A 26,119-nucleotide genomic window follows, 5' to 3' on the forward strand; every position below is an offset into this window, starting at 1 on the left:
CATCCACTCACCCTCCGGTGCGCAGACCGGTCCGCGGTGCGGTGGTGAGGTGGACGCCGACCCGCTTGACCATCAGCGTCATCTCGTACGCGACCTGGCCGACGTCCGAGTCGGCGTCGGTGAGGACGGCCAGACAGCTGCCGTCGCCCGCCGCCGTGACGAAGAGGAAGGCCTCGTCCAGCTCCACGACGGTCTGGCGGACGCGGCCCGCCTCGAAGTGGCGGCCGACGCCCTTGGCGAGGCTGTGGAATCCGGAGGCGACGGCGGCGAGATGCTCGCCGTCCTCGCGGCTCAGATCCCGGGAGGTGCCGGTGGCGAGCCCGTCACTGGAGAGCACCACTGCCTTGCGGATGCTGGCGACACGGTCGACGAGCTCGTCGAGGAGCCAGTTGAGCTCGCCCGTTGTGGTGGTGGTCGGATGGGCGCCCGTGGCGTTGGACGCTGCGGCGTGCGGTGCGGTCATCGACCGTCCCCCTCAGATGTCGTTCCTGGCGCGGTCTCGCCGGGGCCGGTGGCCTGGTCGGTGTCCTCGGCCTCTTCGGCGTTGTGCAGGCGGCCGCGTTGCCACCCTCGTTGCATTGAAGCCATGCGACTGCGTACGTGTTCCGCGTCCCGCTCGATGTCCTGCTGGGTGGCGGTGGCCGGGTCGGCGGCCCGCCCGGCTGGTGCCGTACCGGACGATTGCCTGCCGGACGATTCCCTGCCAGCCGATTCCCTGAGCTGGGGAGCGAGGCTGGCCTGGCGGACGCGGCGGGGCAGGCCGTCGAGCGTCGCGGGGGCCGGGCCGGCGGTGGGCTCCGGGGGCGGTGTCGGTTCCGGACGGGGTACAGGTGTTGGGCCCGGTACGGGCGTGGGTGCGGGTACCGGTGTGGGTGCCGGCCATGCCGCGTGGCGGGGCTCGGGCGCCGGTCGCTGGTCGGGCATGGGTCGCGGGTCGGGCGCCGGTCGCGGGTCTGGCGTGGGCATGAGCGGGGGCTCCGCGGCGCGCCCGGGGCCTGGGGCCGGATGTGCGCGGCCCCGCTCGTCCACCCGGCGCCCGTGGTCGGTGACCAGGGTCGGGGGCTTCCTGCGGGGCAGCGGAACGGGCCCGGAGATCTGCGCGGGCGTCTGGTCGAGCGCCTGTTGGTGCTGCTCGTCCGGGTTATCGCGACGACGGCTCCGGGCGTGGGCACGGAAGATTCCGCCGCGCTCGCTCTCCGTATCCTCGATGTCCGCGAGCGAGTCGACCCCGCCGAGAGAATCGGCGCCGCCGCGAACCTGCCGGTCGTCGAAGCCCAACGCGCCGACGGGGGCCTCCAGTTCGACAGGCCCGTCGAGGAGCGTGGAGCCGTTGAGACCGGTGGGAACCTTGGAGAGCGCCGGGAGCGTGCCGTCGCCGCTGCGCCGGCCTGCCGCGCTCCCGCTCTTGCGGTCGAGGCGGAAGCCGCTGCCCTGGGTCTCGGGAGCGTCGGTGAGCAGGACGGCTGGGATGAAGACGACCGCCGTTGTCCCTCCGTACGGGGAGGGCTGCAGCGAGACGCGCACGTTCTGGCGCTGGGCGAGCCGGCTGACCACGAACAGGCCGAGCCGGTCGGTGTCGGAGAGCTCGAACTCGGGGGTCTCCGCGAGCCGCAGGTTCGCGTCGAGCAGACCGTCCGGGGCCATACCGAGGCCGCGGTCGTGAATTTCGAGCGTGAAGCCGTTGGCGACCCGCTCGCCGTGCACCTGGACTGCGGTGTGCGGGGGCGAGAACACCGTGGCGTTCTCCAGGAGTTCGGCGATGAGGTGGGTGAGGTCGGCGACCGCCGGGCCGCCGACGCCGATGCGCGGGAGCCGGCGCACCTCGATGCGCTCGTAGTCCTCCACCTCGGCGACCGCCGCCCGTACGACGTCCATCAGCTGGATCGGCTTGCGCCACTGGCGGGACGGGGCCGCGCCGGAGAGGATCACCAGGCCCTCGGCGTGCCGGCGCATACGGGTGGTGAGGTGGTCCAGGCGGAACAGGTCCGCGAGCTCCTCGGTGTCCTCCGTGCGGCGCTCCATGGTGTCCAGGAGCGTCAGCTGGCGGTGGAGGAGGACCTGGTTGCGTCGGGCCAGGTTGACGAAGACCTCGGAGACGCCGCGCCGCATGTCGGCCTGGCGCACGGCGGCCTCGACCGCGGCCCGCTGAAGGGTGTTGAGCGCCTGGCCCGCCTGGCCGATCTCGTCCTTGTCGTAGTCGAGGCGCGGGGCCTCGGTCTCGACGTCGACATGCTCACCGGCGGCGAGGCGGCGCATGACGCTCGGCAGCCGTACGCCGGAGACCTCGTGGGCCTCCTTGCGCAGGCGGGAGAGGTCGCGGACGAGATCGCGGCCGATGCGGACGGAGACGATCACCGAGACCAGGAGGGCGAGGAAGCCCAGTACGCCCGCGACACCCGCCTTGACGAAGACGCTGTACGCGGCCGGCTCGACGCGGTCCTGATAGCGGACGCCCGCTTCCTTGGCCTCGCGGGCGAGGTCGTCGAGGACGGGGGTGGCCGCGGCCTGCCAGCGGCCGGCTTCGGACGCGCCCGCCCTGCTGACGGGACCGGCGTCGATGAGGCGTTCCTCGGCGGCGCGAAGCGGCGCGGTCTTGGGGCTGCTCCAGTACTGCTCGTAGATCTCGCGTTCCTTGGCGGGCAGAACCTCGAGGTTGGTCTCGTACAGCAGGGTGCGGTTCGCGACGAAGTCGGAGAGCTCGCGGATCTCCTCGGCCGTCACCTTGCGGGTGGCGAGCGAGGAGGCGATCAGCGCGTCCTCGCGGGAGAGCATTTCCATGGCCCGGGTCAGCCCGACCAGTGCGCGGCCCTGCCGCTCCATGTTGACGTCGTTGAGCCCGTGGAGCGTCAGCAGGAAGCTGAATCCGGGGTCGGCGACCCGGTTGTAGAACTCCAGGGCCTGGCTGCGGGAGACCGTGCCGGTCTCCACGGAGCGGCGCAGGGCGCCCAGGCCGTCGACGGCCTCGAGGAGGGAGGACAGCTTCTGCGAGACGTCGGGCCGCATGTCGTCGCGGACTCCGGACTTCTCCAGATTCGCCTTGATCTTGGCGACTTCCCTGTCGGTGGCCCGTCGCCGCTCGCGCAGAGTGGGCAGTGCGTCGGCAGCCCGGCGGTCCGCCAGGTAGATGAGCGTCTGCCTGCGTTCCTTCTGGATGACGTTGATGGTGTCGGCGACCGGATAACCGACCTGCTCCACCACGGAGCTGACCTCGAGAAGCTGATTGGCCTCCCGACCGGTCAGTACGGTGGCGAAGCCCCAGAGAGCGGTGAGGGAGACGAGCGGCACCAGCAACAACGCCACGATCTTCCGGCGGATGGACTTCCCGCGAAAGCGCATGGCCTCCCCCTGCTCAACCAACCCCGCCCGGTGCGGATGGTGTTCCGTCAACTTCAGTCAACAAACGCGCGTGAGCCTACTACTGTCACACAGACAACTCGAAGGCACGTCCGGACGATTTTCGGCCGAGGACGGGCGCGTTGATCACGGGTTGTCCTGGTATTCGGGGAGATGGCATTCCCGGCTGTGGCGGAGCCCACCTGGCGGCATGTCATTTTCCGGACCGTCACAGATGGCTGGAATTCTTCGCTTTGCGGGAATCATCCCGCATGGTCAATCGTCTATCTGTACGGGGGCGTCGGTTCGGTTTCGGTCCGACTTCGATTCTGCGGCCGGAGTAAAGCGGCGGAGTCCGGGCAGCCACCCTGAAGTCGGACAGAGGTGGGGAGTGACAGGGTCCATGGACACGGACGAGCGTCGTGGCGCGGTGCGGGCGGCGAGTTATGCGGATGTCCCGCGGCAGCAGTTCCGGGTGGAGGAGCCGGCGGTCAGGGGGCAACTCTGGGTGGAGGAGCCGGCGGTCAGACGGCGCATGGCCGATCCGGTCCGTGCGGCAGCGGTGCGTGCGGTGATCATCGCGGCGCTGACGATGATTCAGGCGATGGTGGCCTTCCTCGGCACGCTCACCGGGTCCTGGCTGGCCTTCCCGATGGTGCTCAGCAGTGTGGGCAGCACGGTGGTGGCGACCTGGGCGGTGCTGGACGTGTGGGTGACGCGCCAGGTGTGGAACCAGCGCAATGGCGTGGTGTCCGTGCCGAGCAGCACCGCGCGGCAGTTGCGGCGTGAGCGCCGCCGGGCGCGGCGGGCGACCAGGGTGGCCGACCGCCAGGCCGACCGTATACGGCGACGGGGCGCGGGCAGGCTCTCCGAAGCCTGAACGCCCGAGCGCCGTCGGCCTGGGCGCCGTCGTACGCCCGTCCTGGACGGGCCGGTCCTACCGCTTCTCGGCGGGCTGGTCGGCTCCACCGGCCTGGGCGGCGGCAGCTTCCGCCGGAGGCTGCGACCGCTTGAACATCCGGGTCGCCGTGATCTCGCCGTGCACCGTCTCACCGGACGGGTCCTGCTGCGGCAGTCCCGGGCGGAGATGCTCCTCCACGCTGATGTACTTCAGGCCCGCGCGCAGATCGGCGTCGTTGCGCAGCCGGATGACCAGCGGGAATTCGGCGAGGGCCGTGGTGTCGAAAAGCCCGGTCGTATAGAGCAGCTGGACCCCCAGCGCGTCGGAGACGGCGCGCTGGAGCTCCAGTAGATACGTGGCGTTGGCGCGGCCGATGGGATTGTCGAGGAAGAGCGTGCCGGCGTGCCGGTGCTTGTCGCGCCCCCGGTCGTTGCTGCGGAGCGCCGCCATCGTGCAGTAAAGGGCAATGGCCGCGGTGAGGAGCTGGCCGCCGGAGAAGACGTCGCCCATCTGTCCGACCGGGACCCTCTCGGCCCGCAGCACCGCGTCCGGCTTGAGGATCTCCACGGCGATGCCCTTCGGCTGCAGGGCGGCCTGAACTCCGCGCAGCAGCAAGGACATTCCGTCCCGCCGGCCCTCCCCATAGGCAGCCGTCGAGTTCTTCTTCACGGCGGCACGGGTCGCCTCGTCGATGACCTCGCCGAGCCGCTCGGCGAGCGTCGCCTGGTCCGGCTCCTCGAAGCGGATCCGCACGAACTCCTGCCCCGACCACTCGCCCAGCCCCTCGGGCAGCCGCGAGAGCCGCTGCGCAGAACGGAGCGTCGTCAGCGCGGACTCCACGAGACCCCGGAGCCGGTCGACGATGGTGTCGCGGTTGCGTTCCAACTGCTCCAGTTCGTCGGTCAGTACGCGCAGCCGCGGCGCGAAGGCCTCCGCCCACTTCGCCGCATGCTCGGGCAGGGAGGCGGCGGGCAGTTCCCGGATCTGCTGGCGTGCGGGGGTGCGGACCTGCTCGTAGCGGGTGGAGTTGGCGTGCCGTACGAGGATGTCGCTCGCGTCCCGGACGGCTGCCTCGGCGGCGGAGAGGTCGGTGGCGCATCCGCGCAGCGAGCGGCGGGCCTCGGCGGCGGAGTACCGCGCCTCCTCCAGGCTGCCCGGATACGGATCGGGAGCCTCTGCCGTCTCCTCGTCCTGGCTGTTGTCCCGGAGCAGGTCGCGCAGCAGCGCCGCCGTCTCGTCGAAGCCGCCCGCGGCGTCCTCGGCGGCCCGGTGCGCCTGGAGCAGCCTGGAGTGGGCGGCGCGGGCCGTGTCCAACGCGTCCGTGCGGGAGGCGAGTCCGGCGGTGGCGGTACGCAGCAGTGTCTGGGCCTGCTCCGCGTCCACGGGAACAAGATCCTCGGGGAGTTCGGTGTGCGCCTCGCCGTCGGCCGGGGCGAGGCGCTCGGCCTCGCCGCGCAGCCGGCCCAGCTTCTCGCTGGCTTCCGATGCGCGCGTCTCCAGCATCTGGACGAGGGACTCGGCCCGGGCGGCGGCCGCCTGGCGGGACGGCCCGTCGGCGCCGTCCGTGCTCTCCAGGAGCTGGGCGGCACGGGTGCGGACCTTGTTGGTGAGCCGGTCGAGCTCGGCGAGGGCCGCGCTCTCGTCGCTCTCGGCGCGGGCCTGCTCGGCACGGAGGTCGGCGCCGACGCCCACCTTCTCGTACAGCTGGGAGGCGGCTCGGTAGGCCTCACGCAGGGAGGGCAACGCGGTGCGCGGAGCGTCCGCGTCGGCCTCCGGCAGGGTTTCGGGGGCGCCGGCGATCTCGGCCCGCTCGGCGCGGAGCGCACGGGCGGTACGGCGGGCGTCGTCGCCCGCGCGCTGGGCGGCGCGGCGGTCCTCGTCGGCGGCCTTCGCCCGCTCCAGACAGGTCGCGGCCCGGGCCTCCGACTCGGCGGCCTCGTCGGCCAGTTCACGCAGCTGTACCTGCCAGCCGGCGCGCTCGCGAAGCCGGAAGGCGAGTCCCGCGAGGGCGTCGGCGGCACGGCGGGCGCGCTGGGCCGCGTCCTGCCGCTCGTCGCGGACGCGTGCGGCGTCGGCCGCGGCCTCGTCCGCCTCGGCCCGTACCGTACGGGCCTCGGCGAGCGTCGCCTGCGCCTCTTCGGCGGCTTCGCGGGCTGTCCGTGCCGCGTGTGCGAGCTCGGCGAGCATCCCGGCCGGGCAGTCGGCTCGCCAGGAGCCGAGGCGGGCGGCGATCGAACGGTCCCCGGCGAGCCGGGCCGCGAGCGCGCGGATCTCCTCGTCCCGCGCGGTCGCCCGGGCGCGGAGAGCCTGCCGCTCCTCGTCGGCGGCGTGCTCGTCGTGCATGGCGGGGTTCGGCGGTACGAGGAAAACATCCCCGTCGTCGGCAGTGCCGGTGCCGGTGCCGGGGCTGGGAACGGGCGCGAGCAGCGCTGCGGCGGTGCCGACGGCCACGGTGGAACGGGGCAACAGTGCCGCGCCCGCGAGGATTTCACGCGCGCGGGCGTGCGACGCCGGGTCGGTGATCACCACACCGTCGACGAGCTCGGGCCGGGCGGCCAGCACGGCGGCATGGTCGGCGGGGTCGACGGCCTGCGCGAGGTAACGCCAGCCGGGGAGGGCGGGGATGCCGTGCTCACCGAGGTACTCGACGGTCGCGAGGACGTCGGGTCCTGGGGGCAGCAGTCCCCCGTCACCGAGCGCACCGAGGATGCGGGCGTCGTCGGCGGCGGCGGTACGCAGGTCGAAGAGGTTCCGCTCGGCGGAGGCGACGGACTGGTCGAGGAGCTCACGCAGCTCGTCGGCGTACCGGTCCAACTCCTCAGCGGCGAGGGGCCCTTCGTCGGCGCGGATGGGCGCGGTGAGGGCGGCGCGGGCGGGGTGGGCGGTGGCGTGCCCCGACCGGTCGGACCGCGCGGGCCCGTGAGCCGGAGGAGCCTGCCCCCGACCGTGGGCTGAGCCCTCGCCGCCACGCGCAGACGGCCCCCCGTCCGTACCGGCAGCGCCGCCGTCCGCTTCCCCGGCGTCCGCGCCGGCGCCGCGCCTTGGTGACGGCACCGCCACGGGTGCCGACGGCGGCAGGCTCAGCAGTTCCGCCAGGCGCTCGTCCCCCGCGATCGAGTCCGCCGCGCGGCGCTCCGCCACGTACGCGTTCTCCGCGGCCTGTGCCGCGTCCGCCGCGCGGGCCGCGGCGAGCTCCGCGCGCGCCTCCGCCGCGGCCGCCTCCTTCGCGCGGTCCGCCGTCGTACGCCCGCCCTCGCGCGCCGCGTCCCAGGCCGCGACCGCCGTCTTCTCCGCGTCGCTCGCCGCGAGCGCCGCCCGTGCGGGGTCGGCGTCGGGGGCTGTGTCGTCGAGCCAGCCCGCCCGTACCGCTTCGGCCGTCTCCTGCTCGACCTCGCCAAGGCGCTGGCGCAGATGGCCGATCTCGCTGCGGGCGCGCTGCGCCTCGGTGGCGGCGACCGTCGCGTCGCGGTGGGCGGCCTCGCCCACCTCCTGGAGCCCGGCGGAGCGCTCCTCCTCCTCGTTGGCCACGCGCTCGCCGTCCGCGGCCGCGGAGTGCAGCGCGCGGATCAGGTCGGCGGCGGCCGTGGCGCGGGCGGCGAGCGCCGGGGCCGCGTCCCGCTCGGCCTCGCGGATCGCCACGGCGACGCGCGCCGAGCGGTCGTTGGCGGCGCGGTGGCGCAGTACGGCTTCGGCGGCCTGCCACGCGGAGTGCAGCGTGCGCGCGTCGGTGAGCTCGCGCCGCTGCGCCGCCGCGCCCTTCTCCGCGACGGCCAGCGCCAACGAGGCGTGCCGGTAGGCCAGTTCCGCCGCGATCAGCGAACTGCGGCTACGCGCCTGCTCCGCCTCGGTCACCGTGTGCGCGGCGGAGGTGACCTGCTGCGCGAGATCCGCGGTACGCCCGCGCTCCTGCGCGGCGCGTGCGGAGAGCCGGCGTGCGAGCGTACGGGTGCGGCGCTCGGCGCCCGCGTGGATCTCCCGGGCCCGGGACCTGGTCCCGGCCGCCTCCACGATCCGGCCGAGCAGATCGGCGGACCCGGCCGTGAAGTCGCGTTCCGCGGTGAGCTCCGCGCGGCGGCCCAGCTTGTTGCCGAAGCCGCTGACGAGGTCGGCGAGGCCGTCCGTATCGCGGGTGTCGGTGACGGCGCGCAGCAGCAGGTCGGTGAAGTCGGAGTCCTTCTTGACCGCGAAGAGACCGGCCGCCTCGCCCTCGTCGGCGTTCATCTCCCGCTGGTAGCGGAACAGTTCGGGGTCGAGGCCCACAGCGCCGAGGTGCTCGTTCCAGCGGTCGTGGATCTCCTCCCAGTACACATCGAGGTGCGGATACGCCTTGCCCGCATCGGTGATGGCGTCCCGGAAGCCCTTCATGGTGCGACGGCGGCCCTGCGCGCCCGACGCCCCCTCGACGGGCGGCCGCACGGAGGTGGCCTCGGCGACCGGCAGCGAGTCGAGGCTGAGGCCGGGACCCGGCCGGAAGGAGTACCAGGCCTCGGCGAACTTCCGCGGGTCGTTGGACACCTGGCGGCCCCGCCACTCACTGACCTTGCCGACCACGATCAGCTCGCCGGTGAGCGTGTGCTGCCACTCCAGGGCGACATGCCCGCAGTCGTCGGCGAGGAGGAACTTGCGCAGTACGCCGGAACTGGCGCCGCCGAGGGTGTTGCGGTGGCCGGGCAGCATCACCGAGAAGATCAGCTTCAGCAGTACGGACTTGCCCCCGCCGTTCTCCAGGAAGAGCACGCCCGCGGGGGCCGGCCGGCGCGGCGGACCGACCGGCTCGTCCTCGAAGAACTCCGCCTGGGTGGGGGCGGGATGGGGCACGGGCTCGCCGACTCCGCGCAGGTCGAGCACGGTGTCGGCGTAGCGCGCACCGGCGGGCCCGATGGAGTAGAGGCGTACCCGGGACAGCTCGTACATGGCGGCGGACTCTCGTAAGTGGCAGGTGGGGGGATCAGGCGTGGAAGGGCAGGCCGGCGTCGGCGGCGAGCTCCAGGTCGTCCGTGTCGGGCGGCGGCACGAGCGTGGCGGTGCCGTCGGTGACCGGTACGACGCCGAGCTCGAGCAGTTCGGCCATGGCCGCGCTGCCGGCCATGTCACGCACTTGCAGCTGATAGCGGGCGGTGGTGCGGTACGCGCCTCCGGCGTCGTCGCCGGTGCGCTGCAGGAAGCCCGAGTCGGTGAGGAATGCGACGGCCTTGCCGACGATGCCGGTGGTGGATCCGGCGAGGCGCCTCGCGTCCTTGGTGGCACCGGTGGCGCTGCGCCGCGCGTAGATCCGCCAGGCCACCTCCAGGCCCGGGGCTTCGGTGGCGGGGTCGGTGTTCTCGCCCTGCTCGTCGGCGCGCTCCTCGAGACGGCGGCAGGCCTGGCGTACGAAGGCGTCGACGCCGTTGACCGTGATGCGGCCGATGTATCCGTCGTCGGCGAGGTCCTCGGGGCGGGGGAACGCCATGGTGGCGACGGCGAGATGGGCCAGACCGTGCAGGAAGCGGTCGGCGGAGTCGGAGGATGCGCGCCGTGCGTAGTCGCCCATGCGGACGGCGAAGACCGAGTCCTCGCCGGCGGCGACGGCCATGCCCGCACGGGGGGAGACTTCGAGGACGACGAGGCCGAGGCCGGTCGCGACGGCGTCGGCGAGGCGGGCGAAGGCGGTGTCCTCGCGGTAGCGGCGCAGGAGTTCGGCGTATTCGGCGTCGCGGGCGGGGAGCAGTTTGGGCTGCAGGCCGAAGGAGACGAGGCGGGCGGCGTCGGCGGCGTCGGCGGGCGTGACCGCGGCCGGGGCGGCGGGGGCCGGCGTGGAAGGGACCGACGCGTCGTGGGCGTCGGCCTCACGCCACGCGGGCTGTTCGGCGTGGTGGTCGGTCACGGGTGCTCCTTGCTGCGGAACGTCTGAGGTGGGGAGGGGCGGGCCGGGGCGCCTGCGGCGGGCTTGTGTCCCCTACCCGCCCCTTCCCGAAACTGGAGCTTCGCCCCAGACCCCCGTACGGCCTTCGGCCGTGTCCTCAAACGCCGGACGGGCTGCACATCCAGCCCCCGCCTCCGTGCGGCCGGCGGCCATGCCCGCCGCGTCCAGCAGCGCCGTGCCCACGATCAGATCCGCCCCGCCGAACTCCGGGTCGTCCAGTTCCGTGCCGTCGTCGACGGCGAACAGCAGGCGCTCCTCGCCCTGGCGGTAGGCCGTGCCGACCGGGGGGCTCGCGGCGTGGATGGCCAGCAGGGCGACCAGGTACGGGAGTTCGGGGTCGCGGCGGCGGGCCTCGGCGAGCAGGCCGGAGAGGCGGCGCGGTGCGTCGTGTTCCAGGTCGAGCAGTTCCATCGCGCTCGCGAGCTGCTCCTCGCTGAAGCGACTGTCGTCGGGGGTGGCGATGAGATCGGGCTCGGGCATCTCCGCGCCCAGGTGCTCGCGCTCAATCGGCGGCGTGAGCAGCATGTCCACCAGGTCTGCGACCCGTACGGACGAGGGCGTACGCAGCCCGGTGCCGCGGGCGAAGAAGGCGTCCGTGACCCGGATCGCCGCCTCGAGCGGCAGCGGCAGCAGCGGGGCGACCAGCTGGCCGTACAGGTCCAGTCCGGAGCGCGCGGTGGGGCGGGCGAAGGCCTGGCGGTCCTGCTCGGCGCGGAACAGCGGGCCGGCTTCGAGGAGCCGGGACTGCAGCTGCGTGTGACGGCGGATGCAGTCCTTGACGATGTCGACCAGCTCGGCGGCGCGCCGTTTGTGCTCCGGGTCCTCGGCCTCGTCACGGGCCTTGCGGATGTTGGTGAGGATCGCGTTCTCGTGGCGGTAGCGGTCGGCGACATGGTCGAGCGCCTCGGCGATCATGTCGGGGACGGCGTTCAGCCAGTCGACGGCCCGCACATTGCGCCGGGTCGCCTCCAGCGTCCTGCGCAGCGTCTCGGCATACTGCACGGTCCGGTAGCGGGCCTGCTCGGCTGCGAGCTGGGCGTCCGCGAGACGGCCGCGGCTGATCAGGACCTCCAACTTCACCTCGGCCGCGATCTGCGCGCTGGTCACGTCCGTGTCGAGCGCGCCGACCAGGACGTTGACCGCTTCGTCGGTCGTACGGAGGTAGACGCTGCCGCCGTATCCCGGGACTTCCTCGATGAGCTTGAAGTCGTAGTCACGGCGAGTGTAGGCGCCGTCGGGGCCGAAGGTGCCGTACACCGCGCGGAATCCGCGGTCCACGCTGCCGACGTTGATCAGGTTCTCCAGCACCCAGCGGGCGACGCGCTCGTGCTCGGCGACCGGACGGCGGGGGGCCTGGGCCGCGACGCGGGGCAGCAGCCTGGCCACTATCTGGTCATGGTCGGCGCCGGTGTCGAAGTCCATGTTCAGTGTGACGTGGTCGATGGCCGCCAGCGCCACCTCCGCCATCGCGTAGACCGAGTACTCCCCCGCGAGATTCGCCTTGCGCACGTCGAGATCGTGCAGCGGCGCGGTGCAGGCGAGCGCGCGCAGCCGCCGCGCGAGCCCTTCGTCGGCGGCCGGGCCCTGTGCGAGCCGCGGCCCCGCGCTGAGCTGGGGCGGAACGAAGTCCGTCGAGGCAGGCGAAGTCACGCTGCACAGATTAGGTCCTCGCACTGACAACGGTCGAAACGGCGCAGAAGCGACCGCGCAGAGGGCGACCGCTCAGAGGCGACCGCTCAGCAGCGGCCGGCCCCGCTACGCTCCGGCCTCGTCCTCGTCCTCGACCTCGCCCTCGTCCGCGACGAGATGGGCGTAGGTCTCCACCAGCTGCGTGCGCGAGTCGTCGAGGTAGTCGGCGAGGAGCCGCTCGGCGCCCGACCGCTGCCCGGCCCGCAGCGCTTCCAGAATCGCCCGGTTTCGCACGAGATAGGGCTGGTGCAGCCGGCGCGGGTCGTCGACGACATGGAAGGCGAGCCGCAGCTCCGCCAGGACGCTGCGCATCAGTTCGTCAGTGCGGGCGCTGCCGGCGAGGGCGACCAGTTCGCGGTGGAAGTGGATGTTGGCCGTGGCGACGCCCTGCCAGTCGCGCTCGCACTCCGACTGCTCGCCGCCCGCGACCGCCGCGTCGAGCTTGTCCAGTGCGTACGGCGGCTTGCCCAGCCCGTGCACGACGGCGCACTCGACGAGCTGTCGGGTGCGGTAGATGTCCACGACGTCCTGGACGGCGAGCATCCGTACGAACACCCCGCGGTTGAGCTGGTGCTCGAGCAGCCGCTCGTGGGTCAGCAGCCGGAACGCCTCGCGCAGTGTGTTGCGCGAGACACCGAGCGCCTTGCCGATGCTGTCCTCCGAGAGCCGCTCCCCCGGCGGGAAGTAGCCCTCCGCGATGCGGGTGCGCAGGATGTCCGCGACCCGCTCCGCCGTGCTGGTGCGGCCCAACAGCGGTCGGTCGTCCGCCAGTCCGCCGATCTCGGACTCCGTCGTCCCCACAACGCCCTCTCTCCCTCGCCCGGCCGCTCCTGCCGACGCGTGAACTCCATCGTAGAAGCAAGAACAACCCAACATGACTCTTGTCGGATCGTTCAACAATCCCCTACCTTGGCGTAACCGCACAGTCTCGGCAGCATCCTCCTCCCCCTCTGCGAGGTGCAGATGAGTACGACCCAGACACACGTGAAGCAGGGCGAACTCCCCGAGGACACCGGCGCGTTCGCGTGGCTGCGGGCGCTCGGTCCGCGCGGCCGCCGCGCCTTCGGCGGCGCTTTCGGCGGCTATGCCCTCGACTCCTACGACTACTTCACGCTGCCGCTCAGCATGGTGGCGATCTCCGCGTACTTCAGTCTCGACAACGGACAGACCGGACTTCTCACCACAGTCACCCTGGTCGTCTCGGCGGTGGGCGGCGCGGTCGCCGGCATCCTCGCCGACCGGATAGGCCGGGTGAAGGCGCTGATGATCACGGTGATCACCTATGCGGTCTTCACCGTCCTGTGCGGCTTCGCCCCCAACTACGAGACCCTGATGGTCTTCCGTGCCTTGCAGGGCCTCGGCTTCGGCGGCGAGTGGGCGGTCGGCGCGATCCTCGTCGCCGAATACGCCTCGGCCAAGCACCGTGGCCGCACACTCGGCGCCGTGCAGAGCGCGTGGGCGGCCGGCTGGGCGCTCGCCGTCATCGTCTACACCCTGGTCTTCCAGTTCCTCGACGCCGACACCGCCTGGCGCGTGATGTTCTGGACGGGCGCCCTGCCGGCCCTGCTGGTGATCTACGTACGGCGCAATGTCAGCGACGCACCCGAGGCGGCCGAGCGCCGCCACGCCAGCGTCGGGCGCGGATCCTTCACGACGATCTTCAAGAAGGATCTGCTGCGCACGACGTTCTTCGCGACGCTGCTCTCCACGGGCGTCCAGGGCGGCTACTACACGCTCGCCACCTGGGTCCCCACCTACCTCAAGACCGAGCGGGGTCTCACCGTCGTCGGCACCGGCGGCTACCTGACCTTCCTGATATCCGGCTCGTTCATCGGCTATCTCACCGGGGGCTATCTCACCGACCGTATCGGCCGGAAGAAGAACATCGCGCTCTTCGCCGTGCTCTCGGCGATCGGGATTCTCGTCTACACCAACATCCCTTCGGGGGCGAACGGCCTGCTGCTCGTCCTCGGCTTCCCGCTCGGCTTCTTCATGTCCGCGATCTTCAGTGGCTTCGGGTCGTTCCTCAGCGAGCTGTACCCCACGGCCGTACGCGGCACCGGCCAGGGCTTCACGTACAACAGCGGCCGCGCCGTGGGGGCTTTCCTGCCCACCCTGGTCGGCTTTCTGTCGGACACCTGGGGTGTGGGCGGGGCGCTCGTGCTGGGCGCCGCCGGGTACGGCCTCGCGGTGGTGGCTCTGTTCGGGCTCCCCGAGACGCGCGGCCGCGAACTTCTCTGACAACGACAACACCGAACCGGAGGTGCTGCGATGACCTGGGCGTCCATCGATCTCAACGCCGACCTCGGCGAAGGCTTCGGCCGCTGGCGGCTGACCGACGACGAACAGCTGTTGTCCGTCGTCACCAGCGCCAATGTCGCCTGCGGCTTCCACGCCGGGGACGCGGTCACGATGCGCCGGGTCTGCGAGCTCGCGGCGGACCGCTCGGTGCGGATCGGCGCCCAGGTCTCGTACCGCGATCTGGCGGGCTTCGGACGGCGCTCCATGGACGTCCCTCCGGACGAACTCGCGGCTGAGATCGCGTACCAGATAGGCGCGTTGGAGATCTTCGCCCGGGCGGCCGGGTCGCGTGTCTCGTACGTGAAACCGCACGGCGCGCTCTACAACCGCGTCGTGCACGACGAGGACCAGGCGGCAGCCGTCGTCGAAGGTGTCCTGCTGTCGGGCGAACGGCTGCCGCTGCTCGGGCTGCCCGGCTCCACGCTGCACACGATGGCGGAGAAGGCCGGACTGCCCGCCGTCACCGAGGCGTTCGCGGACCGCGCGTACACGGCGGAAGGCACGCTCGTGCCGCGCGGACAGGACGGCGCGGTGCTCAGCGATCCGGCCGCCGTCGTCGAACGGTCCGTCAGCATGGCCAGGTTCGGGGTGGTCACCTCACGCTGCGGGCGGTCGGTCGGGGTGCGTGCCCGCTCGCTCTGTCTGCACGGCGACACCCCGGGGGCCGTATCGCTCGCCCGCCGGGTGCGCCGGGAGCTGGAGACGGCGGGGGTCCGTGTGGAGGCCTTCGTATGAGAGCCCTCGCGGTCGGCGACCGGGCGCTCCTTGTCGAGCTCGCCGACGGCGACGAGGCGGGGGCGCTCCATGCCGAACTGCTGCGCCGCCGGGCCGAGGGCACTCTTCCGGCGGTCCGGGAGATCGTGCCCGCCGCCCGGACCGTGCTCCTCGACGGGCTGGACGATCCCGGGACCTTCGCGCGCGAGCTGACCGCATGGGAGATTCCGGCGCTCCACGCGCGCGTGGAGGACGCGATCGAGGTTCCCGTCCGCTACGACGGCCCGGATCTGGCAGCTGTCGCGGCGCTGTGGCAGGTGACGGAGGAGGAGGTCGCACAGATCCACTCGGCGGCCGAATTCCGGGTCGCCTTCTGTGGGTTCGCGCCCGGCTTCGGCTATCTGACGGGGCTCCCGCAGCGGTACGCGGTACCGCGCAGGGTCACCCCGCGCTCCTCCGTCCCCGCCGGGTCGCTCGCGCTGGCCGGTCCGTACACCGGCGTGTATCCCCGCTCATCCCCCGGCGGCTGGCAGCTGATCGGAACGAGCGACGCGGTGCTGTGGGATGCGGCGCGGCAGCCCGCCGCGCTGCTCTCGCCGGGGACACGGGTGCGTTTCGTGCCGGAGCACGCCGGGATCCGCCGATGACCGACCGGGCCTTCGCCGTCGTACGGGCCGGGGCGCTGACCACCGTGCAGGACCTGGGACGGCCCGGGCATGCCCATCTCGGGGTGCCGCGCTCCGGGGCGCTCGACGCGCACTCCGGCCGCCTCGTCAACCGGCTGGCCGGCAATGCGGAGAGTGCCGCGGTCCTGGAGACCACGCTCAACGGGTGTGCGGTGCGGCCGCGTTGCGTCGTGACCGTGGCGGTGGGCGGCGCGCCGTGCCCGGTCACGGTCGACGGGCGGCCGGTGGCCTGGGGTGCGCCGGTGCGGGTGGCGGCGGGATCGGTGCTGGAGATCGGCCCGGCGGTGCGCGGAGTGCGAAGCTATGTGGCCTTCGCCGGTGGGATCACGGTCGATCCGGTGCTGGGCAGCCGCTCCACCGATCTGCTCTCCGGGCTGGGCCCGGCGCCGCTGGCGGACGGCGCCGTACTGCCGCTCGGGAAGCCGGCCGGGCCGCCGGGCCGGGTCGACGGCGGCGTTCCGTGGCCCGCGCCACCCGCGGAACTGGTGCTGCGGGTGCGGCTCGGGCCGCGCGCCGACTGGTTCACGGACACGGCGCTGCGAACGCTGGCCTCGGCCGCGTACCGGGTCTCGTCGGCGAGCAACCGGATCGGACTGCGTACGAAAGGCCCTGCCCTGGAGCGCGCGGTACACGGCGAACTCCCCAGCGAGGGCGTGGTGCTGGGGGCGGTGCAGGTGCCACCGGACGGCTGCCCGGTGGTCTTTCTGGCCGACCACCCCACCACCGGCGGCTATCCGGTGGTGGCGGTCGTCGACGAACGGGATCTCGCGGCGGCGGCGCAGGCGGTGCCGGGGGTACCTGTGCGTTTCGTCCTCAATCGCCGGACGGGCTGAGATTTCGCGGTGCGCCGTACCCCCCGCCGCCCGGTGTGCTCATCACCAGCACGTCCCCCGCCCCGACGTCCACCGCATCGACGCCCTCCAGCCGCGTCACGCTGCCGTCGGCCCGCTCGACATGGTTGCTGCCCAGCGCGCCCGGCCCGCCGCCCGCCATGCCGTACGGCGCGACGCGGCGGTGTCCGGTGAGCAACGCCACCGTCATCGGCTCCAGGAAGCGGATTCTGCGGACGGCTCCGCAGCCGCCGCTCCAGCGGCCCCGGCCGCCGCTGCCCTCCCGTACGGCGAAGGCGTCCACGCGCACCGGATAGCGCCACTCCAGCACTTCGGGGTCGGTGAGCCGGGAGTTGGTCATATGCGTCTGTACCGCGTCGGCTCCGTCGAAGCCGTCTCCCGCGCCCGAGCCGCTGGCCACCGTCTCGTAGTACTGCACGCGGTCATTGCCGAAGGTGAGGTTGTTCATCGTGCCCGAGCCCTCCGCCTGTACGCCGAGCGCGGCATACAGCGCACCGGTGACGGCCTGCGAGGTCTCCACATTGCCCGCGACGGTGGCCGCGGGGTGGGCGGGCGCGAGCATCGAGCCCTCCGGCACCCGCACCTCCAGCGGCTCCAGGCATCCGCTGTTGAGCGGGATGTCGTCCGCGACCAGCGTCCGGAACACGTACAACACCGCTGCCATGACCACCGACTTGGGAGCGTTGAAGTTCCCGGGCTGCTGCGGTGAGGTGCCGGTGAAGTCGATGACCGCGCCGCGCCGGCCCCGGTCCACGCGCAGCGCGACCTGGATGACGGCCCCGCCGTCGGTCTCGTAGCGGTACTCGCCGTCGCTCAGGCCGGCGACGATTCGGCGTACGGACTCCTCGGCATTGTCCCGCACATGCCGCATATACGCCTGGACGACGTCGAGCCCGAACTGGTCGACCATACGGCGCAGTTCGGCGATGCCCTTCTCGTTCGCGGCGATCTGGGCGCGCAGGTCGGCGAGGTTGATGTCGGGCGCGCGGGACGGGTAGCGGGCGCCGGTCAGCAGTGCCCGCGTCTCGGTCTCGCGCAGCCGCCCGTCCCGTACGAGCAGCCAGTTGTCGAAGAGGACGCCCTCCTCCTCGACGGTGCGGCTGAAGGCGGGCATGGAGCCCGGGGTGATGCCGCCGATCTCGGCGTGGTGGCCGCGCGAGGCCACCAGGAACCGCAGCTCCTCCCCCTCGAACACCGGCGTCACGACCGTCACATCGGGCAGATGCGTGCCGCCGTGGTACGGGTCGTTGATCGCGTACACATCCCCCGGCCGCAGCGCGCCCTCGTTCCGGCGCAGCACCTCTTTGATGGACTCGCCCATCGAGCCGAGGTGTACGGGGATGTGCGGCGCGTTCGCGATCAGGTTACCGTCCGCGTCGAAGAGGGCGCAGGAGAAGTCGAGCCGCTCCTTGATGTTGACGGAGTGGGCGGTGTTCTCCAGGCGTACGCCCATCTGCTCGGCGATCGCCATGAAGAGGTTATTGAAGACCTCCAGGAGCACCGGGTCGACATCGGTGCCGACGGCGACCCTGCCGGGGCGTGGCCGTGCGCGCGTCAGCAGCAGATGCCCGCCCGAGGCCGCCGTCGCCTGCCAGCCGGGGTCGACGACGGTGGTGGCATCGGCCTCGGCGATGATCGCGGGCCCTGTCACGGTGTCGCCGGCACCCAGGTCCCGACGCCGGTACAGCGGGGTGTCCCGGCGCTCGCCGTCGACGAACATCCGCACCGTGGCGCGCTGCGCGAACTGCCCGTCGCCGGCCGTCTCTTCGACGACGTACTCGCCGTGCTCGCCGGCAGTCCCCACCGCCTCGACGGAGACTGCCTCCACGACGAGCGGCTTGTCCATGGTGAACGCGTAGCGGGCACGGTGGGTCGACTCGAAGGCCTCCTTCATGGCGGCGACGGTGTCCAGCGGCACGGGCAGGCTCGCGTCCGTGCCGCCGTAACGGAGCAGCACGCGCGCGTGAGTGGTGATCGCGGCGTCCGGGACGGCGTCGGCGCGCAGCTCGGCGCGGGTGCGGGAGGCGAGTTCCCCGCAGAGGGTGCGGACGCGCCCGAGGGCCGCCTCGTCCAGCTCGGCCTCCACGGACTGCTCGCGCATGGCGGTCGCGTCGGCGAGCCCGATGCCGTACGCGGAGAGCACCCCGGCCAGCGGCGGCACGATCACCGTGTCGACGCCGAGGGCGTCGGCGACCGCGCAGGCGTGCTGGCCGCCCGCTCCGCCGAAGGAGCTGAGGGCGTAGCGAGTGATGTCGTGTCCGCGCTGTACGGAGATCTTCTTGACCGCGTTGGCCATATTGAGGACGGCGATCTCCAGGAAGCCGGCCGCGACCTCCTCGGGGGTGCGCTCGGTGCCGGTCTCCTTGCGTACCTCTTCGGCGAGTTCGGCGAACCGCTCGCGCACGGTCTCGGCGTCCAGCGGCTGGTCGCCGGCGGGTCCGAAGACCGCGGGGAAGTGGTGGGGCTGGACCCGGCCGAGCATCACATTGGCGTCGGTGACGGTGAGCGGTCCGCCGCGGCGGTAGCAGGCAGGGCCGGGCACGGCGCCGGCGGAGTCGGGCCCCACGCGGTAGCGCCGGCCGTCGAAGTGGAGGACGGAGCCACCGCCTGCCGCGACGGTGTGGATGTTCATCATGGGCGCGCGCATCCGTACACCCGCGACCTGGGTGCCGAGCTCCCTCTCGAACTCGCCCGCGTAGTGCGACACATCGGTGGACGTGCCGCCCATGTCGAAGCCGATGACCCGCCCGAATCCGGCCTGTTCGGAGGTGCGGGCCATGCCGACGACGCCGCCGGCTGGGCCGGAGAGCACGGCGTCCTTGCCACGGAAGTGTGCGGCCTCGCGCAGACCGCCGTTGGACTGCATGAACAGCAGGCGGATGCCGTCGAGTTCGGCCGCGACCTCGTCCACGTACCGCCGCAGGATCGGCGAGAGGTAGGCGTCGACGACGGTGGTGTCGCCGCGCGGCACCAGCTTGATCAGCGGGCTGACCTCGTGCGAGCAGCTGACCTGGGTGAAGCCGAGTGCGCGGGCCTCATCGGCGATACGGGTCTCGTGGTCGGGGTGGCGGTAGCCGTGCATCAGCACGATCGCGGCGCTGTGGAAGCCTTCGCTCCGGGCGGCCTTCAACTGTTCGGTGACGGCGGCCAGGTCGAGCGGCCGGACGGTCCCGCCGTGCGCGTCGACGCGTTCGGGGACCTCGATGACGCGCTCGTACACCGCCTCCGGCAGCACGATCCGGCGGTCGAAGAGGCGGGGCCTGTTCTGGTAGGCGATCTTCAGCGCGTCCCGGAAGCCCTGGGTGATGACGAGGACGGTCGGTTCGCCGCGCCGCTCGAGAAGAGCGTTGGTGGCGACGGTCGTGCCCATCTTCACACTGGCGACCCTCTCGGCCGGGACGGGCTCGTCCTGGCCGATGCCGAGGAGCAGCCGGATCCCGGCGACGGCCGCGTCCCGGTACCGCTCCGGGTTGTGCGAGAGCAGCTTGCGGGTCACGAGCCGTCCGTCGGGGCGTCTGCCCACGATGTCGGTGAAGGTGCCGCCACGGTCGATCCAGAACTCCCAGAGCCCGCTCATTCCCCCATTCTGGCAAGGGGAACGTCCAGCGACACGGCAGCCAGCGCGGACGAGAGCGCGTGCTCGGCGCTCCGGTCCAGGCGTTCGCTGGTGCCGCGTGCCCAGTGGCGTACCTCCGAGCCCGCCAGCCGCAGCAGCTGCGGCAGCAGATCGGTGCAGCGGCGCGCCACCCATGCGGTCCCCGCTGTGGCGAGCCACAGCACGGCCGCGGCGCGGCCCGGCGGGACCTGCTCGGGGTCGCTGCCGGGCGCGGTTCCGTGGGCGAGCCCGCGCTCGGTGAGCAGCTCGTGGAAGCGCCGGGCGATCATCCGGTGGCCGCGCTCGCCCGGATGCAGCCGGTCGGCGCTCCACATGGACCGGTCGGCGACCCAGGCGGCGTCCGCGGCATGCAGATGTATGGCGCCGTAACGGGCGGACAGGGCGTGGACGACGGTGTTGACCGCCCGCTGGCGTCTGGCGAGGGGGCGGGCCAGCGGCAGGGGCAGCCCGAGCATGCTGCCGGGGTCGGGCAGACAGGCGGTCAGCACGACGGTGCCCCGGGCGGTCAGCCGGGCGCACACGGAGTCGAGCTGCCGGGCCATTTCCTCGATGTCGAAGGTACAGCGCAAGGTGTCGTTGACCCCGACGAGTACGGATGCAATGTCCGGCGCGAACGCAAGCGCCTCGGGGGTCTGCCGCTCGGCGACGTCCCGGGTGAGCGCGCCGCTGACGGCAAGCTTCCGGAACTCGGCAGGGGCGTCGCCGCCGCCGATCCCGTCGGCGAGGAGGGCGGCCCATCCGCGCCACCCTTCGGCGACCCGATCGCCCACTCCTTCGGTGAGGGAGTCCCCGAGGGCGACGAAGCGCAGCGCCCGGGTGTTGGTCACGGGGGCGGGCCCGGCCCCGCCGACCCCGGCGGTGTGGTCGGTGCCGCCGACCACCGTGAGTTCGGCGACCTCGTGCGCCTCGACGGGTTGCGCGTCGAGCTCGAGGGCGACGCCGCCGGAGCCCAGGCGCACGACATCGTGCGCCGCACCGCCCCCGGCCACAGGGGCACGGGGAGCGGACAGTTGCGCCGGAACAGGCGTGATGACGACGGGCGTGGTGGCGACAGGCGTGGTGGCGACAGGCACCACCACCACCTTCGGCGCGTCACGGGCGCTCGATGCCCCGCCCCCCGACTCCGACTCGTCCGCGACCGCGGTCGCCGGTGCGGCCGTCATGCCGCCACTCCCTCTCCGTGTGCCCGCGCGCGAACCGGCGGAGCGTCGTGGGCCGCGAGGAACGCGTCCACCGACCGCTGCCAGGTGAAGAGTTCGGCCCTCGCCCTGGCCGCCTCACGGCGTTCGCCCTCGGGACGGGCAAGCAGCTTCTGCACCGCGTCGGCGAAGTCCGCCGGCGTGTCGACGGCGGCCGCTCCCGCGTCACCGATCACCTCGGGAAGCGCCGACGACGCGCTCGCGACGACGGGTGTGCCGCAGGCGAGCGCCTCCAGGGCGGAGAGCCCGAAGGTCTCCGCGGGCCCCGGCGCCAGGCACACGTCCGCCGCCGCCTGCAGATCGGCCACCACCTCGCGGTCACCGACATAGCCGAGGAACTCGGCCGGCAGCCGCTCGGCCCGGGCCCTGCGGATCAGCGCGGCCCGCAACGGACCGTCGCCCGCGACCACCAGGGACGCCCGCACACCGCGCTCCCGCAGCTCGGCGAGCGCGTCCAGGGCCATGCCCGGGCGCTTCTCCACCGACAGACGGGAGCAGAGGAGGAGCAGCACCTCGGCCCCGGCGGCGTGCTTGGCGCGCAGCACCGTGCTGCGCCGCCCCGGCCGGCAGCGGCGCAGATCGACGCCGAGGGGCGCGCGCACCACATTGCGCGCCCCGATGCGGATGAACTCCCGCTCGGCCCACTCCGTCGTGCACACGATGCGTGAGTACGCCCAGGCGGTACGGCGGTTGAGCCGGTCCGCGGTCCGGGCCGCCAGCGACTCGGACATGCCCCAGGTGCGCAGCACCCCGTCGGCCGTCTCGTGCGAGACCATCACCGAGGGGATGCGGTGGCGTCGTGCCCACTCGCCGGTCCACCGCAGGGTGGTCCGGTCGGAGACCTCGATCCGGTCGGGCTCCAGGAACTCCAGGACGTCCCGGAGCCGCCGCCGGGCGGCCAGCACCCGGTAGCCGCCGGTGCCGGGCAGCTCGGGCCCCGGCAGGGTGATGATCCGCCCCTGGGGGGTCATCTGGTCGCTCTCCACGTCCCCGGGCACGATCAGGACGGGCTCGTGGCCGGCGGCCGCATAGCCCTTGCCGAGTTCGCGCAGCGCGGTGCGCAGGCCGCCGGAGGCCGGGGTGACGAAGTTCGCCAGCCGTACGATCTTCAGCGCGCTCATGCCGCGACCGCCGTACGCGCGCCGAGCACCTCGGCGTAGTGGTCGATCAGCAGGTCCCCGATGACGGCCCAGGTCCGGCCCTCGACGGCGGCCCGTCCCGCGTTCCCGTAGGAGGCCCGCAGTCCGGGGTCGGCCACCAGCGTCGCGACCGCGGTCGTCACCGCGTTCACGTCCTCCGGCTTCACCAGCAGGCCCGTACGCCCGTGGTCGACCAGATCCAGCGGTCCGCCGGCGGCGGGGGCGACGACCGGCACTCCGCTCGCCATGGCCTCCTGCACGGTCTGGCAGAAGGTCTCGAACGGACCGGTGTGGGCGAACACGTCCAGCGAGGCGAAGATCCGGGCGAGCTCGTCGCCGGTCCTGCGGCCGAGGAAGACGGCCCCGGGCAGCGCACCGCGCAGCGAGGACTCGCTCGGCCCGTCGCCGACGACCACGACCCGCACGCCGGGCATGCCGCACACGCCGGAGAGGAGCTCGACCTGCTTCTCGGGGGCGAGCCGGCCGACATAGCCGACGATCAGTTCGCCGTTGGGGGCGAGGCTGCGCCGTAGCTCCTCGTCCCGCAGCTCCGGCCGGAAACGCGCGGTGTCCACACCGCGCGGCCACAGCCGCACCCGGTCGACGCCGTGCCCCTCCAGATCGCGGAGGGCCGCGGTGGAGGGCGCGAGCGTACGGTCCGCGGCGCTGTGCACGGCGCGGATGCGCCGCCAGGCAGCGCCCTCGCCCGCGCCGACGTACGTACGGGCGTAGCCGGCCAGGTCGGTCTGGTAGACCGCGACGGCCGGCAGGCCGAGCTTCGACGCGGCCGCCATACCGCGCACCCCGAGGATGAACGGACTGGCGAGGTGGACGAGATCCGCCCGGTGGGCGGTGATCGCCGCTGCCACCCGGCGGCTCGGCAGAGCCACCCGTACCTGCGGATATCCCGGCAGCGGGAGGGAGGGGACGCGCACCACCGGGCAGGGCGCGTCGTTGTCGGGGCTGTCCGCCCCGGCGACCGCCGGGGCTATGACGAGCGGATCATGACCGCGCACGGCGAGATGCCGGGCGGTCTGCAGGGCGCAGTGCGCCACACCGTTGACGTCGGGCGGGAAGGATTCGGTGACGATGACGACACGCATACCCGTGTTGTCGTCGAGTCCGGGGTGGCTGGGCCAACGTGGATCTTTCCGCCTGTGAAACGTCCCATGAGCGTTTGTGACCACGGCACCGTCAACACGGGGCAGATGGTCACACTGCGGGCATGTCCGGGCCGATTCTGCTCCGTACGGCGGTCTGCACCTCGGCCTCTTCGGCGGGGTCCGCGGCGAGCCTGCGCAAGCGTTCCGCGACGCGGACATCGCCGGTCTCGGCGTGCAGCGCGGCGACTTCTCTCGTGGTCTCCTCGCAGTCCCACAGGCATTCGACAGCGAATCCGGTGGCGAAGGAGGAGTCGGTAGCGGCGAGCGCGCGCGCGGCGCGCCCGCGCAGCTGCGACGAGGCGGTCTCGCGATACACATGGCGCAGTACGGGTGCGGCGCAGGCGATGCCGAGCCGTCCCGCCCCGTCGACGAGAGTCCACAGCTGCGGCGCGTCGGGCCCGTCCGCCCGTACGGTCCGGCGGAGCGCGCCCAGCACCAGCTCGGCATCCTTGGCGCCGCCTCTGCAGGCGAGCACGCCCGCCGCGGACGCCCCGAGCGCGTCGGGCCGGTGCACCCAGCCACGTGCCCGGTCCACGGCCTCGTCGCCGCACATCCGCTCGAACGCGGCGACGGCGGCGTCGGCGACGGTACGGGAACCGCTGAGCGTCGCGGCCTCGATCAGGTCGAGGACCACGGGGTCCCGCGACTGCGCGAGGTAGTGCAGGGCGGCGCAGCGGGCGCCGTCGGATCCGTCGCGTGCGGCGTCGACGATGGCGGGGCGGTCCTCAGGTCCTGCCACGGCCGACAGACAGCGCGCTGCGGGCACATGGAGGGGGTTGCCGCGCTCCAGGCCCTGTTCGGCCCAGTCGAATACGGCCTGGACGCTCCAGCCCGGCCGGGGCCCGCTGGGTCGCATCTGGCGCTGCCAGCGGTCGAAGGAACCCGCCTCCCGCGCTGCCCGCACCCTGCCGCCGATCGCGTCCCGCGCGTCCTCGGCCCACAGCCGCCACGGCCGCGGTTCGAAGGCGTCCCGTACGGCGACGGCCAGTTCGGCGTCGCCGTGCGGGGTGGCCGGGAAACGGGCGAGGACCGAGCCGGCCAGGGCCCGCAGCCCCGAGTCGTTGTCGCGCAGGGCGAGTTCGTCCAGGGCCCAGGCCCAGTTGGCTCCCCTCGCGGCATAGCGCCGCAGGAGTGCGAGGGCGTCGCCTCTGCCGTACGAGGCGAGGTGCCCGAGGACCGCGAGCGCGAGGCCGGTCCTGGCCTCGTCGGTGTCGAGGTGATCGTCGGTATCGCACAGATGCCGTTCGATCTCCTGGAGACTGCCGTGGAGGTCCAGATAGAGGCGTGCGTAGTACAGGGAGCGGTTCTCGGCCTGCCAGTCGTGGCGGGGATCGCTCAGTACGCAGTGGTTGAGGGCCGCGAGCGCTTCGGCGCGCGGCGCGGCGAGCGCGTGCAGCGTGCCGTCACCGCGGCCCCTCTGCAGCAGGCCGAGGAGCGTGCCGCTCGGCGCTATGACTGGATCGAACATGGGGAATGCCTCACATCAAGCTGTCGACGCAACCGGGGGGTGTGGATGCCTAGGCCGCGCAGCAACATGTAGGGGCGCCCGTCGTCTTCCGCTTGGTGTAGCGCATCTTCCTCTGCCTCTCGTCCGTGGCCCCAGGGGAACTCCCGGTGAAGTCCGGGGTAGGGCCCGACGTCATGATGACCCACCCATTTCGCCACCGCGACCACATTTACGGCGTCTCTCTCCGCTGCCGCTCCGCGGCCTCCCGGCAGCCCTCATTGGCTGCCGAACAGCTCCAGGAGGTCCGTCTTCCCAAACATTCGCGCGGTATCCACTGCGGACGGAGTCCCGGCTTCCGGATTGGCGCCGCCGGCGAGCAGTGCGCGGATGACGGCGTCCTCACCCTTGAAGACGGCGCCGGCGAGCGGTGTCTGGCCGCGGTCGTTGGCCCGGTCCGGCTCCGCGCCACGGGCGATGAGGGCCTTCACGGCCGGGGCGTGCCCGTGGTAGGCGGCGAGCATGACGAGAGTGTCGCCGCGGTCGTTGGTGAGGTTCGCGGGGACACCGGCGTCGATGTACGCGGCGAGCGCCTCGGTCTCCCCCTGGCGCGCCAGATCGAAGACCTTGGTCGCGAGCTCGATCACCTCGGGATCAGGGGCTTCGCTCATCGGACTGACCGCCTTTCACTGCGTTGTCCTGGGTGCACGGCAAGGGCCGCCGTACGAGTGAACCGACAGGCTACTGCCCGTACGCCGACATGACCTGACCTGTCGGCGCCAAAGATCACCGCGTGGGGGGCACTGTGCCGGGCAACCGCGCAGTGTGCCCCCCGACGAGTGGCCCGTGGTGCTCCAGTGCAGTGAAATCCCGGAAGTTTCACCCATTTGCACCTTTTATCACATAGACACTTCCTGTGAGCATGGAAGAACTCATGGTGACTGTCCCCCTCAACCAGGAGAACCTCTCATGATCCTTTCCATCTCAGGTGTGGTGCTGCTCGGAATCATCGTCTTCCTCTTCTTCCGGAAGGACGGGCTCAAGGGGTCCCACGCATTCACCTGCGGGCTCTTCGGCTTCTTCATCTCGGGCACGGCAATCGCACCGAGCGTCAAAGCCGGCACCGCGAGTCTCGCCAGCCTCCTGGGCGGGATCAAGTTCTGATCCGCCCGACCGAGCCA

General features: G+C 72.6%; 18 protein-coding genes. 6 read left to right on the forward strand and 12 right to left on the reverse strand.

Going from position 1 to position 26,119, the window contains the following annotated elements:
- Nucleotides 1-7: 7 nt before the first annotated feature.
- Both SLUN_RS06305 and SLUN_RS06310 read right to left on the reverse strand, forming a co-directional pair.
- Nucleotides 8-463: a roadblock/LC7 domain-containing protein gene (locus SLUN_RS06305; protein WP_108147542.1), complete on the reverse strand. Its 456-nt coding sequence runs from the start codon at nt 461-463 to the stop codon at nt 8-10.
- The gene (locus SLUN_RS06310) at nt 460-3,336 is read right to left on the reverse strand and encodes a sensor histidine kinase (protein ID WP_108147543.1); all 2,877 of its coding nucleotides are present in this window, start codon (nt 3,334-3,336) and stop codon (nt 460-462) included. The genes SLUN_RS06305 and SLUN_RS06310 overlap by 4 nt, the downstream gene beginning before the upstream one ends.
- Before the next feature lie 400 nt (nt 3,337-3,736).
- On the opposite strand from SLUN_RS06310, the gene SLUN_RS06315 reads away from it, so the two are divergent.
- On the forward strand, nt 3,737-4,213 hold the full coding sequence (locus tag SLUN_RS06315) for a hypothetical protein (protein WP_254710322.1): 477 nt from the start codon (nt 3,737-3,739) through the stop codon (nt 4,211-4,213).
- A gap of 57 nt (nt 4,214-4,270) precedes the next feature.
- Here SLUN_RS06315 and SLUN_RS06320 read toward each other — a convergent pair whose 3' ends face one another.
- The 4 genes from SLUN_RS06320 to SLUN_RS06335 all read right to left on the reverse strand — a co-directional run bounded on the left by SLUN_RS06320 (nt 4,271) and on the right by SLUN_RS06335 (nt 12,626).
- Nucleotides 4,271-9,148, reverse strand: coding sequence for a coiled-coil domain-containing protein (locus tag SLUN_RS06320; protein ID WP_108147544.1), 4,878 nt, complete (start codon nt 9,146-9,148; stop codon nt 4,271-4,273).
- A gap of 34 nt (nt 9,149-9,182) precedes the next feature.
- Nucleotides 9,183-10,097, reverse strand: a complete 915-nt coding sequence (locus SLUN_RS06325) for a hypothetical protein (RefSeq protein WP_108147545.1) — start codon at nt 10,095-10,097, stop codon at nt 9,183-9,185.
- Between the two features lie 72 nt (nt 10,098-10,169).
- Nucleotides 10,170-11,786: a hypothetical protein gene (locus SLUN_RS06330; protein ID WP_257153680.1), complete on the reverse strand. Its 1,617-nt coding sequence runs from the start codon at nt 11,784-11,786 to the stop codon at nt 10,170-10,172.
- A 105-nt stretch (nt 11,787-11,891) separates the two neighbouring features.
- On the reverse strand, nt 11,892-12,626 hold the full coding sequence (locus SLUN_RS06335; protein ID WP_257153681.1) for a GntR family transcriptional regulator: 735 nt from the start codon (nt 12,624-12,626) through the stop codon (nt 11,892-11,894).
- Between the two features lie 162 nt (nt 12,627-12,788).
- On the opposite strand from SLUN_RS06335, the gene SLUN_RS06340 reads away from it, so the two are divergent.
- The 4 genes from SLUN_RS06340 to SLUN_RS06355 are packed head-to-tail and all read left to right on the forward strand — an operon-like array spanning nt 12,789 to nt 16,359.
- Nucleotides 12,789-14,066: an MFS transporter gene (locus tag SLUN_RS06340; protein WP_108147547.1), complete on the forward strand. Its 1,278-nt coding sequence runs from the start codon at nt 12,789-12,791 to the stop codon at nt 14,064-14,066.
- Between the two features lie 30 nt (nt 14,067-14,096).
- Nucleotides 14,097-14,861, forward strand: a complete 765-nt coding sequence (locus tag SLUN_RS06345) for a LamB/YcsF family protein (RefSeq protein ID WP_108147548.1) — start codon at nt 14,097-14,099, stop codon at nt 14,859-14,861.
- Nucleotides 14,858-15,487, forward strand: a complete 630-nt coding sequence (gene pxpB / locus SLUN_RS06350) for a 5-oxoprolinase subunit PxpB (RefSeq protein WP_108147549.1) — start codon at nt 14,858-14,860, stop codon at nt 15,485-15,487. The genes SLUN_RS06345 and pxpB overlap by 4 nt, the downstream gene beginning before the upstream one ends.
- The gene (locus SLUN_RS06355) at nt 15,484-16,359 is read left to right on the forward strand and encodes a 5-oxoprolinase subunit C family protein (RefSeq protein WP_108147550.1); all 876 of its coding nucleotides are present in this window, start codon (nt 15,484-15,486) and stop codon (nt 16,357-16,359) included. The genes pxpB and SLUN_RS06355 overlap by 4 nt, the downstream gene beginning before the upstream one ends.
- On the opposite strand, the gene SLUN_RS06360 is transcribed toward SLUN_RS06355, so the two are convergent.
- The 6 genes from SLUN_RS06360 to SLUN_RS06390 all read right to left on the reverse strand — a co-directional run bounded on the left by SLUN_RS06360 (nt 16,340) and on the right by SLUN_RS06390 (nt 25,609).
- Nucleotides 16,340-19,954 carry a hydantoinase B/oxoprolinase family protein gene (locus SLUN_RS06360; protein ID WP_108147551.1) on the reverse strand — a complete coding sequence of 1,205 codons (3,615 nt, stop codon included), beginning with the start codon at nt 19,952-19,954 and terminating at the stop codon, nt 16,340-16,342. The genes SLUN_RS06355 and SLUN_RS06360 overlap by 20 nt on opposite strands.
- Nucleotides 19,951-20,820: an SGNH/GDSL hydrolase family protein gene (locus tag SLUN_RS06365; RefSeq protein WP_257153905.1), complete on the reverse strand. Its 870-nt coding sequence runs from the start codon at nt 20,818-20,820 to the stop codon at nt 19,951-19,953. The genes SLUN_RS06360 and SLUN_RS06365 overlap by 4 nt, the downstream gene beginning before the upstream one ends.
- A gap of 332 nt (nt 20,821-21,152) precedes the next feature.
- Entirely contained in the window at nt 21,153-22,313 is a 1,161-nt protein-coding gene (locus SLUN_RS06370; RefSeq protein ID WP_108147553.1) for a glycosyltransferase, read from the reverse strand.
- The gene (locus tag SLUN_RS06375) at nt 22,310-23,434 is read right to left on the reverse strand and encodes a glycosyltransferase family 4 protein (RefSeq protein WP_108147554.1); all 1,125 of its coding nucleotides are present in this window, start codon (nt 23,432-23,434) and stop codon (nt 22,310-22,312) included. The genes SLUN_RS06370 and SLUN_RS06375 overlap by 4 nt, the downstream gene beginning before the upstream one ends.
- A 109-nt stretch (nt 23,435-23,543) precedes the next feature.
- A complete protein-coding gene (locus SLUN_RS06380) occupies nt 23,544-24,962 on the reverse strand; it encodes a HEAT repeat domain-containing protein (protein WP_108147555.1) in 1,419 nt (472 codons plus the stop codon).
- A gap of 254 nt (nt 24,963-25,216) precedes the next feature.
- A complete protein-coding gene (locus tag SLUN_RS06390; protein ID WP_108147556.1) occupies nt 25,217-25,609 on the reverse strand; it encodes an ankyrin repeat domain-containing protein in 393 nt (130 codons plus the stop codon).
- 298 nt (nt 25,610-25,907) lie between these two features.
- Between SLUN_RS06390 and SLUN_RS06395 the strand changes: the two genes are divergently transcribed.
- A complete protein-coding gene (locus tag SLUN_RS06395) occupies nt 25,908-26,102 on the forward strand; it encodes a hypothetical protein (RefSeq protein WP_108147557.1) in 195 nt (64 codons plus the stop codon).
- The last annotated feature ends 17 nt before the right edge of the window (nt 26,103-26,119 follow it).

It is taken from the genome of Streptomyces lunaelactis, from assembly GCF_003054555.1.
GTDB classification, from domain to species: domain Bacteria; phylum Actinomycetota; class Actinomycetes; order Streptomycetales; family Streptomycetaceae; genus Streptomyces; species Streptomyces lunaelactis.